The organism is Streptomyces sp. NPDC059582 (genome assembly GCF_042735715.1).
GTDB lineage: Bacteria > Actinomycetota > Actinomycetes > Streptomycetales > Streptomycetaceae > Streptomyces.
This window is the reverse complement of record NZ_JBHWCC010000023.1, coordinates 94,456-108,145: the sequence shown is the minus strand read 5'-3', so window position 1 is coordinate 108,145 and position 13,690 is coordinate 94,456. Positions and strand designations below refer to the sequence as shown.

The window sequence follows — 13,690 nt, the reverse complement described above, 5'->3', positions numbered from 1 at the left end:
AAGCAGAGACGAAAGGCCGTGAAGAAATGAGTGGTTCGGGCGCGCGTACGGCGGCCTACGGTTCGGTGCCGGCGGACACTACCGAAGACGTACGGACGAGGGGGGCGGGCGTGTCAACACAGATCGCCGTCCTTCCCGTCGGCAGCTTCGAGCAGCACGGTCCGTACCTGCCGCTGGCGACCGACACCCTGGTCGCCTGTGCCGTGGCCCGGGACATCGCCGACGCGTACCCGGTGCACCTCCTCCCTCCGGTGACGATCTCCTGCTCGCACGAGCACGCGGCCTGGCCGGGGACCGTCAGCATCTCCGCCGTGACCCTGCACGCGGTGGTACGGGACATCGCCGACTCGCTGCGCCGCTCGGGCGTGGACGCCCTCGTGGTGGTCAACGGGCACGGCGGGAACTACGTCCTGGGCAACGTCGTCCAGGAGTCCTCCGCGCGCGGGGAACGGATGGCGCTGTTCCCGGCCGCCGAGGACTGGGAGACGGCGCGGGAGCGGGCCGGGGTACGGACCTCGCTGCTGACCGACATGCACGCGGGGGAAATCGAGGCCTCCATCCTGTTGCACGCTCATCCCGAATTGATCCGTCCTGGTTACGAGTCCGCCGATTTCGTCGCGGACGACCGTCGTCATCTCCTCACCACGGGAATGTCCGCCTATACCGATTCGGGTGTCATCGGCCGCCCTTCGCTGGGTTCCGCGGAAAAGGGAAAGGCACTGTTGGCGAGCCTGACCGATTCCTTCGGCGCGTATTTCGCACTGCTCGGCGGCAAGGACGGCTCCGGCGGCGCGGACGGTGCAGGCGACGAGGAAGCGGTCGCCGGGCGCCCGGGCGACGGGCGCGGATAGTCCCCGCCGGGTGTGCGGCCGCCGGCCGCCGGGGCGCGGTCGTCAGCCGTACGGTCGCCAGCCGTACGGTCGTCGGGCGTGCGGTCGTCGGCCGCCGGGTCCGCCACCTCGGTGCCGGGCGCCGGGGCCCGCAGGCCCTGGTACCAGCGCACGACCAGGACCAGCGCGCCCGGCAGGGCGGCCACGAAGCTGAGCACGCCGTACACGACGGCGACGGCCAGTCCGTTGCTCGCGCCGAGCCCCGCGGCGCCGAACGCCCAGACGGTGACGCCCTCGCGGGGGCCGAAGCCGCCGACGTTCAGGGGCACGCCCATGGCGACCAGGGCGAGGACGGCCAGGGGCAGCAGCACGAGGACGGAGGCGCCGGCTCCGACGACCCTGGCGGCCAGCACGAACATCGTGAGATGGCCGGCCAGCACGACCACGGAGGACAGTGCGACGCCCGGCCCGTTGCGGCGGGACATCAGCCCCTCGCGCGCTTCGGCGAGGGTGGCCCGCAGTGCCCGCCCGCGGCGGGAGGCGGACGGCACGCGGTTCATGCGCAGGGCGAGGACGACGGCCAGCGCGCCCAGCGCGCCGAGGGCCACGAGCGGTACGAGGTGCCGGGTCTCGTCCATGACGGGGGACGGCAGCGTCAGCAGGACCGTCACTCCGGCCACGGCGAGCGCGATCTGCCCCGCGACCCGCTCCAGCACCACGGCCCGTACCCCGCGCCCGAGGTCACCGGCGCTCTGCCCGTGCCGGACGGCCCGGTGCACATCGCCGAGGACACCGCCGGGCAGGGCCGCGTTCAGGAACAGCGCGCGGTAGTAGTCGGCCACCGCCGGGCCGAGCGGCAGCCGGAGCCGCAGGCCCCTGGCGACGAGCGCCCAGCGCCAGGCGCTGAACACCGTCGTGACGGCGCCGATCCCGACCGACACGAGCAGGGTCACGGCGTCGATCCGCCGCAGCCCGTCAAGGAAGACGCCGGTCCCCAGCCGCCACAACAGCACGCCGAGGATGGCGACTCCGGCGACGGTACCCAGATGGGTACGAACGACCCGCAGGAGCCCGCCGCGGGAACGCTCGGCGACGGCGGCAGCCTCGGAGGAGGAGACGGTGGCCCCGGAGGAGGAAGCGGGGGTCTCGGAGCCGGTGGCGTCGGACACGACAGCCGCCTCGAAGCCCGTCGCAGCGGACTCGGCCGGTCCGGTCGGTCGGACGGTGGTCCTGCCGCCGGCCGCGGGCGCGATCGCCCCGACACGGGACCGGGGCACGGCCGCACCGGCCCGCGCGGGCGCTCGGCCCGCGGCGGTCCGGGGCGTCGGCGTCGTGGGCCGCGTCGTGGCCACGGCCTGCGCGCTCACCGTCTCCGCGGTCATGACGAGGCTCCGCCCGTCGGCCGGGCCAGTGCCAGCAGGTCGCTGTGGTGCACGACGACGCTCAGTTCACCGGCCGCGCAGGCGGCCAGCCGGGCCGCGAGGTACGGCTCGGCGCGGGCGGCCAGTTCGGGCCGCTCCTCGACGGCGGCACCGACCCAGCCGCGAAGCCACTGGGCCGTCAGCGCGGCCTCGTCGGGGCCGAGCCGCCACGCGCTCGGGTGCAGCTTCACCGTCGCGCCGTGCGCGGCGAAGGCCTCGCAGGCCACCGTGACGGCGTCCGGGCCGAGCAGGCCGCCGCGCCGCTGGTGGGCGTTGAAGGCCGCGGTGATCTCCGCGTCCAGCGGGTCGGCGGGGGTGAGTTCGACGCGTCCGGCGACGGACAGCGTCAGCAGGGCCGGGCAGCCGGCGCCCGCACAGGCGACGGCGAGGGTCTCGATCTCCTCGCGGGTCAGCACGTCGAGCAGCGCCGAGGCCGTCACCAGTGAGGCGCCCACGAGGGCGTCCGGGGTCAGCCGGGCGACGTCGCCGCGCCGGGTCTCGACGGTGATCCGGCTGCCGTCGGCGGCGGAGCGCGGGGAAGCCACGGCGGCGAAGTGGAGCAAGTAGGGGTCGCGGTCGTGCAGGACCCAGTGCTGGGCGCCGTCGAGGCGAGGGGCGAGCCAGCGGCCCATCGAGCCGGTGCCGCAGCCCAGGTCGTGGATGACGAACCCGGACCGGCCGGGCAGATCGGCGAGCCGGCTGCGCAGCGGGTCCAGCAGGTCCAGCGACCGCGCTGCGGCGTCGGCGCTCTCGCGCAACTCCAGCCACTCGGGGGCGTAGCGGGGCGGTTCGTCGGGGGCGGCCTCCCGCAGTCGCACGGTGGCTCGCTCCTCCGGCCGGCCGACGGGACCGGCGCCTGCGATCACGTTCTGCACGGCGTCCGCCGCTCCCTTGCCCTCGGTGGTGTTCGCCGGGCCCGCCGTGGTCACCGTGTCCGCCGTGGCCACCGCCTGTCGGGGGCCGGGCTGGGCCGGAATGCCCCGGGCGCGCCGCGCCAGGTCCGCCGGTGTCGCCGTGGTCTTCCTCATGCCGCCCTCCGGGGTTCGCTGGGAAGCCGGCCCAGTACGCCGGCGAGGCTCTTGGCAGTCGTCGCCCAGCCGCCGAGGGCGGCCCGCCGGCTGCGGGCGGCGGCCTTGAGACGGCGCCGTACGTCCGCCTCGCCGAACCAGCCGCGCAGTTCGGTGGCGAGGGCGGCGGGGTTCTCCGGCGGGACGAGGATGCCGGGGACACCACCGTCGGGGGCGCGGCCCACGGCCTCCGGGAGCCCGCCGACATCGGTCGCCAGCACCGGGATGCCGCGCGCGAGCGCCTCGGTGACCGCCATGCCGTACGTCTCGGCGTAGGAGGTGAGGACCATCAGGTCGGCGGCGGCGTAGCTGGCGTCGAGTTCGGCGCCGGCCTGCGGTCCGGCGAGGTGCAGCCGGTCCTCGAGGCCGTGCTTGCGGATCAGGGTCCGCAGATGGGTGACGTACTCGGGGTCCTGGCCGAGGCCGCCGACGCACACGCAGCTCCACGGCAGGTCGGCCGCCGCGGCGAGCGCCTCGACCAGGCGGTGCTGGCCCTTGCGCGGGGTGACCGCGGCGACGCACAGCAGCCGGGAGACGCCGTCGGTGCCGGAAGCGAGGGGGGCGATGTCGGCGCCGGGGGCGGCGACATGGACCCGTTCGGGCGCGAGGCCGTGGTGGGAGACGAGGCGGCGGACCGCCCAGTCACTGGTGGCGATCACCGCGGGGACCGCCCGCAGGACGGTGCGTTCGCGGGTGTCCAGGTCGGCGGCCACGTCGGGCGCGAGGCCCGTCTCGTCGCCGAGCGGGAGGTGGACGAGGACGGCGAGCCGCAGGCGTTCGGCCTCCGGGACGACGATCTCGGGCACCCCGCAGGCGACGATCCCGTCCAGCAGGACGACCGAACCGTCGGGCAACTGGCTGAGCGTGCGCGCCAGTTCCGTGCGGGCGGCCGCGCCGGGGCGGGGCCAGGCGCCCTCCACGGCGTGCTTGTGCACCTGCCAGCCGAAGCCGGGGAGGTCGAGGCTGACCCGGCGGTCGTAGGCGTTGCCGCCGCTGGGCGTGGCCGGGTCGTCGACGCTGCCCGGCAGCACGAAGTGCACGGAGCGCAGGGACATGGGGATGATCTCGCCGTTCTTCCGGGCCACGGACTGCACGGGCACATAGGCGAGGGACGCCCGGCCGACGGTCGTGTCGGTCACAGCCCACGCTCGTAACTCGCCCAGGCGACGTGCGACTCGTGCAGGGTGACGGAGATCCCGGTCAGGCCGCGGGCGCCCTCACCCAGCGCGCCCTTGTGGATCTGGTCGGCGAGCCGGTCGGCGATGACCTTGGCCAGGAACTCCGTCGAGGTGTTGATCCCGGCGAAGTCGGGCTCGTTGTCGAGGTTTCTGAAGTTCAGCTCGCTGACGACGGCGCCGAGTTCCTGGGTGGCCAGACCGATGTCGACGACGATGTTGTCGTCGTCCAGCTCCTCGCGCCGGAAGGTGGCGTCCACCAGGAACGTAGCTCCGTGCAGGCGCTGCGCGGGTCCGAAGACCTCACCGCGGAAGCTGTGGGCGATCATGATGTGATCGCGGACAGTGACACTGAACAACGGACGACCCTCCAGGTGCGGCGCGTCTGGTCCCCGGCTGATGGCCACCGGGGTGCCGTGTAGTACGGCTCTACGCTTCCCCGTGTTCAGTCGTGTCTCACTCTTTTCTCAGGTCAGGCGGTCTTGTCGTACCGGACCCGGTGGCACAGCGCCGGAATCTCCCCGGAGGCGATCTTCGGCATCACCTCCGGAAGGTCCTCGAAAGCCGACTCGCCGGTGACGAGCGCGTCCAGTGCGGGGTCGGCGAGGAGATCGAGGGCGAGGGCCAGCCGGTCGGCGTAGGTGCGGTTGGCGCGGGCCGGGGAGACGGTGCCGACCTGGCTGCCGCGGATGGTGAGCCGCCGCGAGTGGAAGGCCTCGCCGAGCGGGAGGGTGACCTTCCGGTCGCCGTACCAGCTCAGTTCGACGACCGTGCCCTCGGCGGCGAGCAGTTCCAGCGAGCGGGCGAGGCCCTGCTCGGTGGCGCTGGCGTGGACGACCAGGTCGCACTCGCCGAGAGCCTGTTCGGGGGTGGCGAAGCCGATGCCGAGGGCCTCGGCCACCGCGGCCCGCGCCGGGTCGGCGTCGACGAGCTGGACGCGTACGCCAGGGAATCTGGCCAGCAGGGCGGCGACCGAGCAGCCGACCATGCCGCCGCCGACCACGGCGACGCGGTCGCCGACCAGGGGGGCCGCGTCCCACAGCGCGTTCACCGCGGTCTCCACCGTGCCGGCCAGCACGGCCCGCTCGGCGGGCACGGTGTCCGGCACCGGTGTCACGGCGCTCACCGGGACGACGTAGCGCGTCTGGTGCGGGTAGAGGCAGAAGACCGTACGGCCGACCAGCGCGTCCGGGCCCTCCTCCACGATGCCGACGCTGAGGTAGCCGTACTTGACCGGACCGGGGAAGTCGCCGTCCTGGAACGGTGCCCGCATGGCCGCGTGCTGGCTGGCCGGGACGCCGCCGCGGAAGACGAGCGTCTCCGTGCCGCGGCTGATCCCGGACCACAGCGCACGCACCGTCACCTCGCCCTCGGCCGGCTCCGGGAGGGTGAGGTCGCGCAGCTCGCCGTGGCCCGGTGAGCGCAGCCAGAACGCGCGGGCTGAACGGTTCATCGACATCCTCCTGAACGATCGACACGTGGTTCACGTACCGAGATGTGCACAGGCCGCGCACAGTACGCGGCGTTGATCGACTCTGTCACTCGGCCGGAGGATGTGCGGTGGCCCTGAACAACACATACGACGCAAGGCTGGTCCAGCAGGAGACCGCTGTGGGAGCGGGCGTACAGATCCTGTTGCTGGCTCTGCTCGGCACGGCGATCGGCATGGGGCCGGCCGGCTGGCTGACCGGCCTCGCGTTCGCGATCGCCAGCTGGGCGGTGCTGTCGCGGGCCCTGCACCGATCCCGGCTGCGTTCCTTCGGGCCGGCCAATCGCGTCACCCTCGGCCGGGCGACCCTGGTCGGCGGGGTGACCGCGCTGGTCGCGGACTCCTTCGAGAGCTCTCCGCCGGTCACGCTCCTGGTCGGCCTGACGGCCGTGGCCCTGATCCTGGACGGCGTCGACGGCAAGGTGGCCCGGCGCACGGGCACGTCGACCGCGCTGGGCGCCCGGTTCGACATGGAGGTCGACGCGTTCCTGATCCTGGTGCTCAGCGTCTACGTCTCCATGGAGCTCGGCCCCTGGGTGTTGCTCATCGGCGGTATGCGCTACGCCTTCGTGGCCGCCGCCCGGGTGTGGCCGTGGCTGAACGCGGCACTGCCGCCGAGCACCGCCCGCAAGACGGTCGCCGCGCTCCAGGGTGTCCTGTTGCTGCTGGCGGGCGCCGACCTGCTGCCGTACGCGGGGAACTTCGGGGTGGCGCTGCTGGCGCTGGGGCTGCTGGTGTGGTCGTTCGGCCGGGACGTGCTGTGGCTGTGGCGGACCTCCCGCCTGCCGCAGGAGCCGGTTCCGGCCGAGAAGGTGCTGGAGCTGGCCGCGCGCTGAGGCGCCCGCCGTCCGCCCGGACCGGCGGACCGCCGTAGGGCCCGGATCACCACTGGTGGTCCGGGCCCTTCGGCGTTCGCTCGGCGTCGCTCGGCGTCGCTCGGTGTTCCGTCCGGCGTCGCGGCCGCTACGGGCGGGCGGAACGGGTGCGGACGAACGCGAAGGCCGCCGCGGCCAGTCCGAGCACGCCGACGACCAGCCCGGCGACGCCCAGGCCGCGCGCGGTGGAGTCGCTGGCGGAGGCGTCGGTGGTGGCGCCGGCGGAGGCCGCCGGTGCGGAGCCCTTCGCGGCCGCGGCCGGGGCCGGGCTCGGCGTGTCGTCGTCGCTCGCCGTCAGTTCGAGGACCGGGGCCGGGTTCTCCGGCTCGTCCGCGCCCGGCCGCTCCTCCTCGATCCAGCGGACGACGTTGCCGTCGGAGTAGGTCTGCAGCGTCTTGAAGGCCAGTTCGTCTGTGTCCTCCGGCAGTTCGCCGAACGCGACGTCGAAGTCCTCGAACTGCCCGGCCCCGATCTTCCCGCCGGTCCAGGTGATCTCGGAGACGGCTTCGGTGATCGTGCCGTCGTCGGTCTTGACCGGCGTCTTGAGCTTGGTGGTGGTCACCTTGGCGGTCCAGCCGTCGTGCGGGCTGACGAGCACGCCGAGCACGGGGTGGTCGGTCGGCAGGAACACCTGGACCTTGGTGGTGCTCGCGGCGTCGTCCTCGTTGGGGACCCGGAAGGTCAGGACGCCGTCCGTGGCGCCCTTCGCGTAGCTCTCGGGGTGGACGGTGACGTGCGCGGAGGCGGCACCGGCCGCGGCGAGCACGCCGGCGGCGGCGAGCAGGGTGCCGAGACCGGCGCGACGCAGGGTGGTGGTACGCGTGAGGGACATGGGTGAGTGGATCTCCGTACAGGAAGAGTGTGGCGGGGGGTCAGCCGGCGTACGGGATCCAGGCGGGCGGACCGCGGCGGCTCACCGCGTGCCGCAGCAGCAGCGTCCGCGGCGGGAGCGTGTCGACCGGCGTGCGGCCGGCGGCGGGCAGGGGAGGCGGCGCGGCCGGGTCGCGCCACCAGGCCCTGAGTCCGGGCAGGAACGTGACCGCCCGGCGCAGCAGTGACCACACGGCGGCCTCCCCGCGCCGCAGCCACCAGGAGGCGACGAGCGCGGCGAGGAAGTGGGCGGCGACCACGTTCGTGTGCATGGCGTGCGCCTGGGTGACCGGGTGGCCGTCGCCGCGCAGGTGTGTCATGTGGGCCATGTGGGCCATGTGCGTGGCGGGCGCGGTGGTGACGGCCCGGGAGAAGGCGAGGTGCAACACCGCCTGCGTGGCGAGCATGGCCGTGCCGATGCCCGGCAGGGACCGCTCGCGTCCGCCGAGCAGCCATCCGGCCGCGAAGACGGCCAGGAACCCGGCGCCGTCCGCCCACAGCGGTGGCGCGTTGCCGGTGGCGAGGCCGTGTCCGGCGGCGGCGAGCAGCACGCACACCGCGGCGAACACCGCGGCGCGCAGGCTCCGTACCGCCGGGGACGCGCTCATGGACCGGGATCCTCCCACGGACGACTGGTATGCGCCGTGCCGACGCGGCGTTCGCGACGCTCTCGCGTGTCGATTTGACGGGGCTCAGGGCACGCCCTAAACCTAGCCACATGACATTCATTTTCAAAACGAGGGTCGGGCGGTAGTGCGCGTCGCGTTCGTCGGCAAGGGCGGCAGCGGCAAGACCACCCTGTCGGCGCTCTTCTCCCGCCGCCTGGCGCGCTCCGGCGCTCCCGTGCTCGCCCTCGACGGCGACATCAACCAACACCTCGCCGAGGCGCTCGGCCGCCGCGACGAACCGTTCACCGCACCACCCCTGAGCGCGCACCTGGGCGACCTCAAGGACTACCTGCGCGGCACCAACCCGCGCATCGCCTCCCGCGAGGCCATGGCCAAGACCACACCGCCGGGACGCGGTTCACGTCTGCTGCGCCTCCTGGGCGACGACGAGGTGCACACCCGCCACGTCCGGCGCGTGGGCGACGTACCACTGATGGTGACGGGCGCCTTCGACGAGGCCGACCTCGGGGTGTCCTGCTACCACTCCAAGCTGGGCGCGGTGGAGCTGTACCTCAACCATCTGGTCGACGGTCCAGGCGAGTACGTGGTCGTCGACATGACGGCGGGCGCCGACGCGTTCGCCTCCGGCCTGTTCACCCGCTTCGACCTGACGTTCCTGGTGGCGGAGCCGACCCGCAAGGGCGTCTCGGTCTACCGCCAGTACCGTGACCACGCCCGGGAGTTCGGCATCCCGGTCGCGGTGGTCGGCAACAAGGTGACCGGCGAGGAGGATCTCCTCTTCCTCAAGGAGGAGGTGGGCGACGACCTCCTCACCTACCTCGTGCACTCCCCCTGGGTGCGCTCGGCCGAACAAGGCCGTCCGAACGGCGTGCTGGAGCCGCACAACCGCCACGCGCTGAACCTGCTGCGTACGGCCGTCGACGCCCGCCCCAAGGACTGGCCGGCCTTCCAGCGCCACGCCGTCGCGTTCCACCTGCGCAACGCCGAGGCATGGGCGGACCGGGCGACGGGCCTCGACCTGGCGCGACAGGTGGACCCGGACTTCGTCCCGGGCCCGGCGGCCTTGACCTGACCCGCCTCTCACCCGCGGCACATCACCCACAGACAGGACACTTCAGCATGTCTCTCGACGTCTCCCCCCAGCTCCTCGCCGAAGCCGAGCGCGGTGACATCCGCGAGGAGGACTTCGTGGACACCGTCCGCACGTCCCTCCCGTACGCCTACGACCTGATCGCCTCCCTGGCGGCCCGGCTCGAGGACGGCACGGCCGACTTCACCGACAACCGGACCCCGCCTCCCTCGGAGCGCGAGCGCGGTCAGCTCCTGCGCGCCCTCGCCGGCGACGCCGTCCGCGGCAGCCTGGAGCGCCACTTCGACGTGGCCCTGGCCTTCCAGAACTGCCACCGGGTGGCGGCGTTCCGGCCGGGTGCGCGGGGCGGGGAGCGCTACGCGCGGTTCACGTCGACACGTGCGCAGGTGCTGAACCAGTCGGCGGTGCTGCGGGACTGCTGACACGGCCGGCGCGACACGGCATCCCGGCCGGCCGCGCGGCAGCACCTCGCCCCGTCCGACCAGTGCCCGGCGGCTGCCCCCTATCGCCTTCGTGGGCGATACCCAGTACGCGCCGGGCACGCGCCGTCACCTTACCGCCGGAGTACGCGGTATCGCGTCCGTCGCGCACGGGCCCCACCGGAGCCGGGCTGCACAGCATTCTCACAGTTTCGTGCAACCTTTTCCCCATCCGAAGAGTCCGCGTCTACATGCACGCGGACATCTCGGACCGGCGGGCCCCATGGGGCCGGCTCGTCCCGCAACCGGGCCGCCCCGGCCTCACCGATCCACAGGGTTCCCACCCTTCGAGCGAGGACGCGCTCGGACACGACACCATGCACGGCGGCACAAGGGCGAGACGCAGTTGATCGACAGCACAACCCCACAGCGGGGGGCGTTCACCCCGGCCCCACCCTCTCCGGCGGAGATACGCACCGAACGCCGCCGCCTGATCGAGGCGATACTCGCCCTGAGCCGCCTTCTCGACAAGCGCCGCTCCTTCGAGGTCGCCGACCGCCGCCGACTCAACCGTGAGGCCAGGGACCGTGACCGCGCGCACGCCAACCACGGCAAGGCGCTGCGAAGGATCCACGAGAAGCACGTCCGCCAGGAGCGCTCCCTCACGCGTCGGCTGAACGGCCTCGACGGCAGACGCGACAGCCAGGAGAGGCGAGCCCTCGCCGTCCTGCGCCGTGAGTCCATCGTGCGCACGCTCAACAGCACCCGCCTCTCGGCGAGTGAGGTCAGCGGCATCGGCAGCGGCCTGGTCCGCGCCCTCGCCGCCCAAGGCATCGGCACGGCGGCCGACTTCACCCGGGTCAGTTGGGGCAAGGCACCCAACGGCAAGGGCGGCGAGGTCCTCTACATCCACCGCGCCCATGGCCGCAAGGTCCACATCAACGGCATCGGCGAGCACCGAGGCCGTCCCCTGATGGAGTGGCGCCGAGCTGCCGTCGCGCGGGCGGAGGCTCGCGCCCCGCGCGAACTTCCGCCGGACGAACGCCACCGCATCGCCGAGATCATCGAGGCGGAACGCACCCGGCTGGCGACGGAGTCGGCCACGGCGCCGCACATCGCGGAAGCGGCCCGGAGCGAGGCGGCGGGCCTGTACGCGGACGCCCTCGAACGCCTCACCGCCGCCGAAGGCGATGCGGCACGTCTCGCCGCCGAACGCCGAGCCGAGTTCGACGCGATGACGGAACGACTCCTCACCCTTCAGACGGAACTGTCCCTGCACATGGACCGGTACGGCGACGCGGGCCGCCGCGTCCGCCGTGGCCAGTCCCGCGCGCTCCGACCGGTCCGCGCGCTGCCCGCCGTCCCCACTCCTCGCAGGCCGTACACGCCCCAGCCATCGCCCCGCCCGCCGGTCGACCTCACGAAGCCCGACTCGACCTCGGCCCCGGCCCCAAGCGGCCGGGCAGGCCTCGGCTGGCTGCTGCCGATCCTCTACTTCGGCTTCACGACCGTCGTGGGCGTGGGCGAACTGGGCGGCAACACGGCTTCCGTGCCGCTCATGATCACCTCCCGGATCCTGGCCTTGGCGGCCACCGCGGAACTCCTGCGGCTGTGGATCCCGCGCAGAAGCCGGCGGACGCCGCGCGCGATGCCCTCCGGGACCGGCCCGCAGGCCTTCGGGGTGTTCTTCGCCCTGGCCGCCGCCGGCATGTTCGCGGACGAGAAGTCCGATGTCTTCGTGGGCGGCTGCGTCACGTCCGTCCTCGCCGGAGCGCTGCTGGTGGCCGGGACCGGCCGCCGCCTGAAGAGGACACAGGGCCGAAGCGACAAGGCTGCCGTGCCCTCCGTCTGATCCAGCGCCGCGTCCGTCCCCCGACCCACCCGCGCCGCCGCACATGCGCACCCCGTCCTGACAAGGAGCTCCCGCATGACCGACAACACACCTGAGAGACCGGCGACGACGCCCGCGCCTCCGGCGCCGACCCCGGCCCCGGAAGCCGCCACCCAGCCCGCATTCCCCACGGCGCCGCCGGCCTTCCCCCCGCCGGCCTTCCCCCCGCCGCCCTTTCCCCCGGCCGTCCCCCAGCGTCGCTCTCGCAAGCGGGCCTTCATAGCCTGCGGTGTCGTCGCGGTGCTGCTCGTCGGCGGAGGCGTCACCTGGTGGGCCCTGATGGACGGCGACGACCCCATGAGTCACGTCGAGCTCTCGGGCGGCAAGCTCACGGAGGGCGAGAACAGCCTCCTCGAAGACGACGAGGTGTGCGACGACGCCGACGAGTTCGACTACAACAACTGCGACGCCAGCAAGGCCTACGAGTTCACCTACAAGATCACCAACAAAGGTGAGGAGCCCGCCAACTACGCCGTGATCGTGAACGGCTTCGACGACGACGGCGACTTCGTCGGCCAGACGTTCATCAGCGCCACCCACCTCCGCCCCGGCACGACGGATGCCGACACCGGGGATTTCGACGAGTACGTCGAACTCGAGGACGGCCACGAGCTGTCCGACATCGACTCCATCGAGGTCGCCCACGTCGAGCGGGTCGCCCTGGCCAACTGAGCGCACCTGGCGAGGTCTCCGCGGTGCTCGTGACGCCGAGCACCGGCGGAGGACCCGCCTCACAACTGCGACACGAACCCCACGAACCGCGTCCAGCCCTCACGCGGGACGGCGAAGTGAGGACGCGTCACGTCCTTGGAGTCCCGCACGCAGACGACCCGCTCGGTGAGGGCGACCTCGACGCAGTCGTCACCCTGGCTCCCACTGAAGCTGGACTTGAACCACGCCAGTTCCGTCGTGCTCATAGCTCTCCTCGGAGTCGCTCCAACAGACCCCGCGAGTCCCGGGCGTTCAGGGCCTGCGAGCGCAGTGTGTCATAGCGCTGGTGGAGGAGGCTCACCTCCTTCGGGTCGGAGATGAGACGCCCGTTCTGCTGGCCTTCGGAGTAGGCGAGCCGCTGCCCCTTCGAAGTCTCCAAGAGTCGCACAGGCCCGTCCAGACAAGCATGCAACCCGGCCTCGAACGGCACGATCTGGAGTGTCACATTGCGCGGTGCGCTCAGCTCCAGCACATGGTCGAACAGGCCCAGCATCTGCCCTGCGTCACCGAACCGCCGCCGGAACACATGCTCCTCGACGATGAAGCTGAACGGCGTCGTCGGCCGCTCGAACAGCAGCCGCTGCCGCTCCATCCGCTTCACCATGAAGCTCTCCAGCTGCTCGTCGGGAGCCACCGGCACGGTCCCCTCGAACACCGCCCGCGCGTACGCCTCCGACTGCAACAACCCGGGCACCAGCCTGCACTCGTACGTGCACAGGCTCACCGCCTCCCGCTCCAGCCGAGCCCACCGCCGGAACCAGGCCGCCAGCCCCACGTCACCGCGACCCCGTGACACGAACCTGGAGCCTCTGCGCAGCGCGCCGGTGTTCCCCAACACCTCGTCCGCCCGCTCGACGAACGCCACATCGGGCATTCGCCGCCCCAACTCCACCGACTCCACCGTGTGGGTGGAGAACCGGACCAGGTCCGCGAACTCGGCCCTGCTGTACCCCGCGTGCTCGCGCAACGCCTGCTGCACGGCACCCCACGTCCGTAAGCTGTCCGAGGGATCCGGCTCACGGTCCTCCTGACCGCCCGTCCGGTCGTCGTCGTACTCCCTGCCGCCATCGGCCATCCGCGGCCACCTCCGGTTCCGTACCCGCACGTGCTGAGCGCTGCCCCACACCCGACAGCACCCAGCGTGACCGACAGATCGACGTACAGTCCACGAAACGCGCCCGTACGCTCACAGACCGTACGGCGCGGGTCGATCCACGGCACGT

The 13,690-nt window shown here is 72.8% G+C and carries 14 protein-coding genes and 1 pseudogene; 6 read left to right on the top strand and 9 right to left on the bottom strand.

What is annotated here, in order from left to right:
- Positions 1 to 26: 26 nt before the first annotated feature.
- Positions 27 to 767 (top strand): annotated as a pseudogene (locus ACFV0T_RS20905) (creatininase family protein); the annotation flags it as partial.
- Here the strand turns inward: ACFV0T_RS20905 and ACFV0T_RS20900 are convergent.
- From ACFV0T_RS20900 to ACFV0T_RS20880, 5 genes are all read right to left on the bottom strand, one after another.
- On the bottom strand, positions 659 to 2,212 hold the full coding sequence (locus tag ACFV0T_RS20900; RefSeq protein ID WP_385781023.1) for a lysylphosphatidylglycerol synthase transmembrane domain-containing protein: 1,554 nt from the start codon (positions 2,210 to 2,212) through the stop codon (positions 659 to 661). The pseudogene ACFV0T_RS20905 and the gene ACFV0T_RS20900 overlap by 109 nt on opposite strands.
- Positions 2,209 to 3,279 (bottom strand): trans-aconitate methyltransferase, encoded by a 1,071-nt coding sequence (locus tag ACFV0T_RS20895; protein ID WP_385781021.1) that lies wholly within the window; start codon positions 3,277 to 3,279, stop codon positions 2,209 to 2,211. Before ACFV0T_RS20895 ends, ACFV0T_RS20900 begins: the two co-directional genes overlap by 4 nt.
- Positions 3,276 to 4,457 (bottom strand): glycosyltransferase family 4 protein, encoded by a 1,182-nt coding sequence (locus ACFV0T_RS20890; protein ID WP_385781019.1) that lies wholly within the window; start codon positions 4,455 to 4,457, stop codon positions 3,276 to 3,278. The genes ACFV0T_RS20895 and ACFV0T_RS20890 overlap by 4 nt, the downstream gene beginning before the upstream one ends.
- Entirely contained in the window at positions 4,454 to 4,852 is a 399-nt protein-coding gene (locus tag ACFV0T_RS20885; protein WP_385781016.1) for a 6-pyruvoyl tetrahydropterin synthase family protein, read from the bottom strand. The genes ACFV0T_RS20890 and ACFV0T_RS20885 overlap by 4 nt, the downstream gene beginning before the upstream one ends.
- Before the next feature lie 113 nt (positions 4,853 to 4,965).
- On the bottom strand, positions 4,966 to 5,946 hold the full coding sequence (locus ACFV0T_RS20880) for a dehydrogenase (protein WP_385781013.1): 981 nt from the start codon (positions 5,944 to 5,946) through the stop codon (positions 4,966 to 4,968).
- 107 nt (positions 5,947 to 6,053) lie between these two features.
- On the opposite strand from ACFV0T_RS20880, the gene ACFV0T_RS20875 reads away from it, so the two are divergent.
- Entirely contained in the window at positions 6,054 to 6,818 is a 765-nt protein-coding gene (locus ACFV0T_RS20875; RefSeq protein WP_385781010.1) for a CDP-alcohol phosphatidyltransferase family protein, read from the top strand.
- A 127-nt stretch (positions 6,819 to 6,945) separates the two neighbouring features.
- On the opposite strand, the gene ACFV0T_RS20870 is transcribed toward ACFV0T_RS20875, so the two are convergent.
- Together ACFV0T_RS20870 and ACFV0T_RS20865 are read right to left on the bottom strand one after the other, a co-directional pair.
- Positions 6,946 to 7,689, bottom strand: a complete 744-nt coding sequence (locus ACFV0T_RS20870; protein ID WP_385781008.1) for a YcnI family protein — start codon at positions 7,687 to 7,689, stop codon at positions 6,946 to 6,948.
- A 40-nt stretch (positions 7,690 to 7,729) separates the two neighbouring features.
- Positions 7,730 to 8,335, bottom strand: coding sequence for a hypothetical protein (locus tag ACFV0T_RS20865; protein WP_385781005.1), 606 nt, complete (start codon positions 8,333 to 8,335; stop codon positions 7,730 to 7,732).
- A gap of 145 nt (positions 8,336 to 8,480) precedes the next feature.
- Between ACFV0T_RS20865 and ACFV0T_RS20860 the strand changes: the two genes are divergently transcribed.
- From ACFV0T_RS20860 to ACFV0T_RS20845, 4 genes are all read left to right on the top strand, one after another.
- The gene (locus tag ACFV0T_RS20860; RefSeq protein WP_385781002.1) at positions 8,481 to 9,428 is read left to right on the top strand and encodes an adenylyl-sulfate kinase; all 948 of its coding nucleotides are present in this window, start codon (positions 8,481 to 8,483) and stop codon (positions 9,426 to 9,428) included.
- Between the two features lie 47 nt (positions 9,429 to 9,475).
- Entirely contained in the window at positions 9,476 to 9,868 is a 393-nt protein-coding gene (locus tag ACFV0T_RS20855) for an SCO5389 family protein (RefSeq protein WP_385780999.1), read from the top strand.
- Positions 9,869 to 10,271: 403 nt separating this feature from the next.
- Positions 10,272 to 11,717, top strand: coding sequence for a hypothetical protein (locus tag ACFV0T_RS20850; RefSeq protein ID WP_385780996.1), 1,446 nt, complete (start codon positions 10,272 to 10,274; stop codon positions 11,715 to 11,717).
- Between the two features lie 75 nt (positions 11,718 to 11,792).
- Positions 11,793 to 12,428: a hypothetical protein gene (locus ACFV0T_RS20845; RefSeq protein WP_385780993.1), complete on the top strand. Its 636-nt coding sequence runs from the start codon at positions 11,793 to 11,795 to the stop codon at positions 12,426 to 12,428.
- A gap of 59 nt (positions 12,429 to 12,487) precedes the next feature.
- On the opposite strand, the gene ACFV0T_RS20840 is transcribed toward ACFV0T_RS20845, so the two are convergent.
- Both ACFV0T_RS20840 and ACFV0T_RS20835 read right to left on the bottom strand, forming a co-directional pair.
- Positions 12,488 to 12,673 carry a DUF397 domain-containing protein gene (locus ACFV0T_RS20840; protein WP_385780991.1) on the bottom strand — a complete coding sequence of 62 codons (186 nt, stop codon included), beginning with the start codon at positions 12,671 to 12,673 and terminating at the stop codon, positions 12,488 to 12,490.
- On the bottom strand, positions 12,670 to 13,542 hold the full coding sequence (locus ACFV0T_RS20835; RefSeq protein ID WP_385780989.1) for a helix-turn-helix domain-containing protein: 873 nt from the start codon (positions 13,540 to 13,542) through the stop codon (positions 12,670 to 12,672). The genes ACFV0T_RS20840 and ACFV0T_RS20835 overlap by 4 nt, the downstream gene beginning before the upstream one ends.
- Positions 13,543 to 13,690: the final 148 nt, after the last annotated feature.

Excerpts from the sequence above, each read along its gene's own strand:
- ACFV0T_RS20895 (WP_385781021.1), bottom strand. The coding sequence starts at position 3,279 with ATGAGGAAGACCACGGCGACACCGGCGGACCTGGCGCGGCGCGCCCGG.
- ACFV0T_RS20865 (WP_385781005.1), bottom strand. The coding sequence starts at position 8,335 with ATGAGCGCGTCCCCGGCGGTACGGAGCCTGCGCGCCGCGGTGTTCGCC.
- ACFV0T_RS20870 (WP_385781008.1), bottom strand. The coding sequence starts at position 7,689 with ATGTCCCTCACGCGTACCACCACCCTGCGTCGCGCCGGTCTCGGCACC.
- ACFV0T_RS20855 (WP_385780999.1), top strand. The coding sequence starts at position 9,476 with ATGTCTCTCGACGTCTCCCCCCAGCTCCTCGCCGAAGCCGAGCGCGGT.
- ACFV0T_RS20845 (WP_385780993.1), top strand. The coding sequence starts at position 11,793 with ATGACCGACAACACACCTGAGAGACCGGCGACGACGCCCGCGCCTCCG.
- ACFV0T_RS20835 (WP_385780989.1), bottom strand. The coding sequence starts at position 13,542 with ATGGCCGATGGCGGCAGGGAGTACGACGACGACCGGACGGGCGGTCAG.
- ACFV0T_RS20900 (WP_385781023.1), bottom strand. The coding sequence starts at position 2,212 with ATGACCGCGGAGACGGTGAGCGCGCAGGCCGTGGCCACGACGCGGCCC.
- ACFV0T_RS20880 (WP_385781013.1), bottom strand. The coding sequence starts at position 5,946 with ATGAACCGTTCAGCCCGCGCGTTCTGGCTGCGCTCACCGGGCCACGGC.
- ACFV0T_RS20840 (WP_385780991.1), bottom strand. The coding sequence starts at position 12,673 with ATGAGCACGACGGAACTGGCGTGGTTCAAGTCCAGCTTCAGTGGGAGC.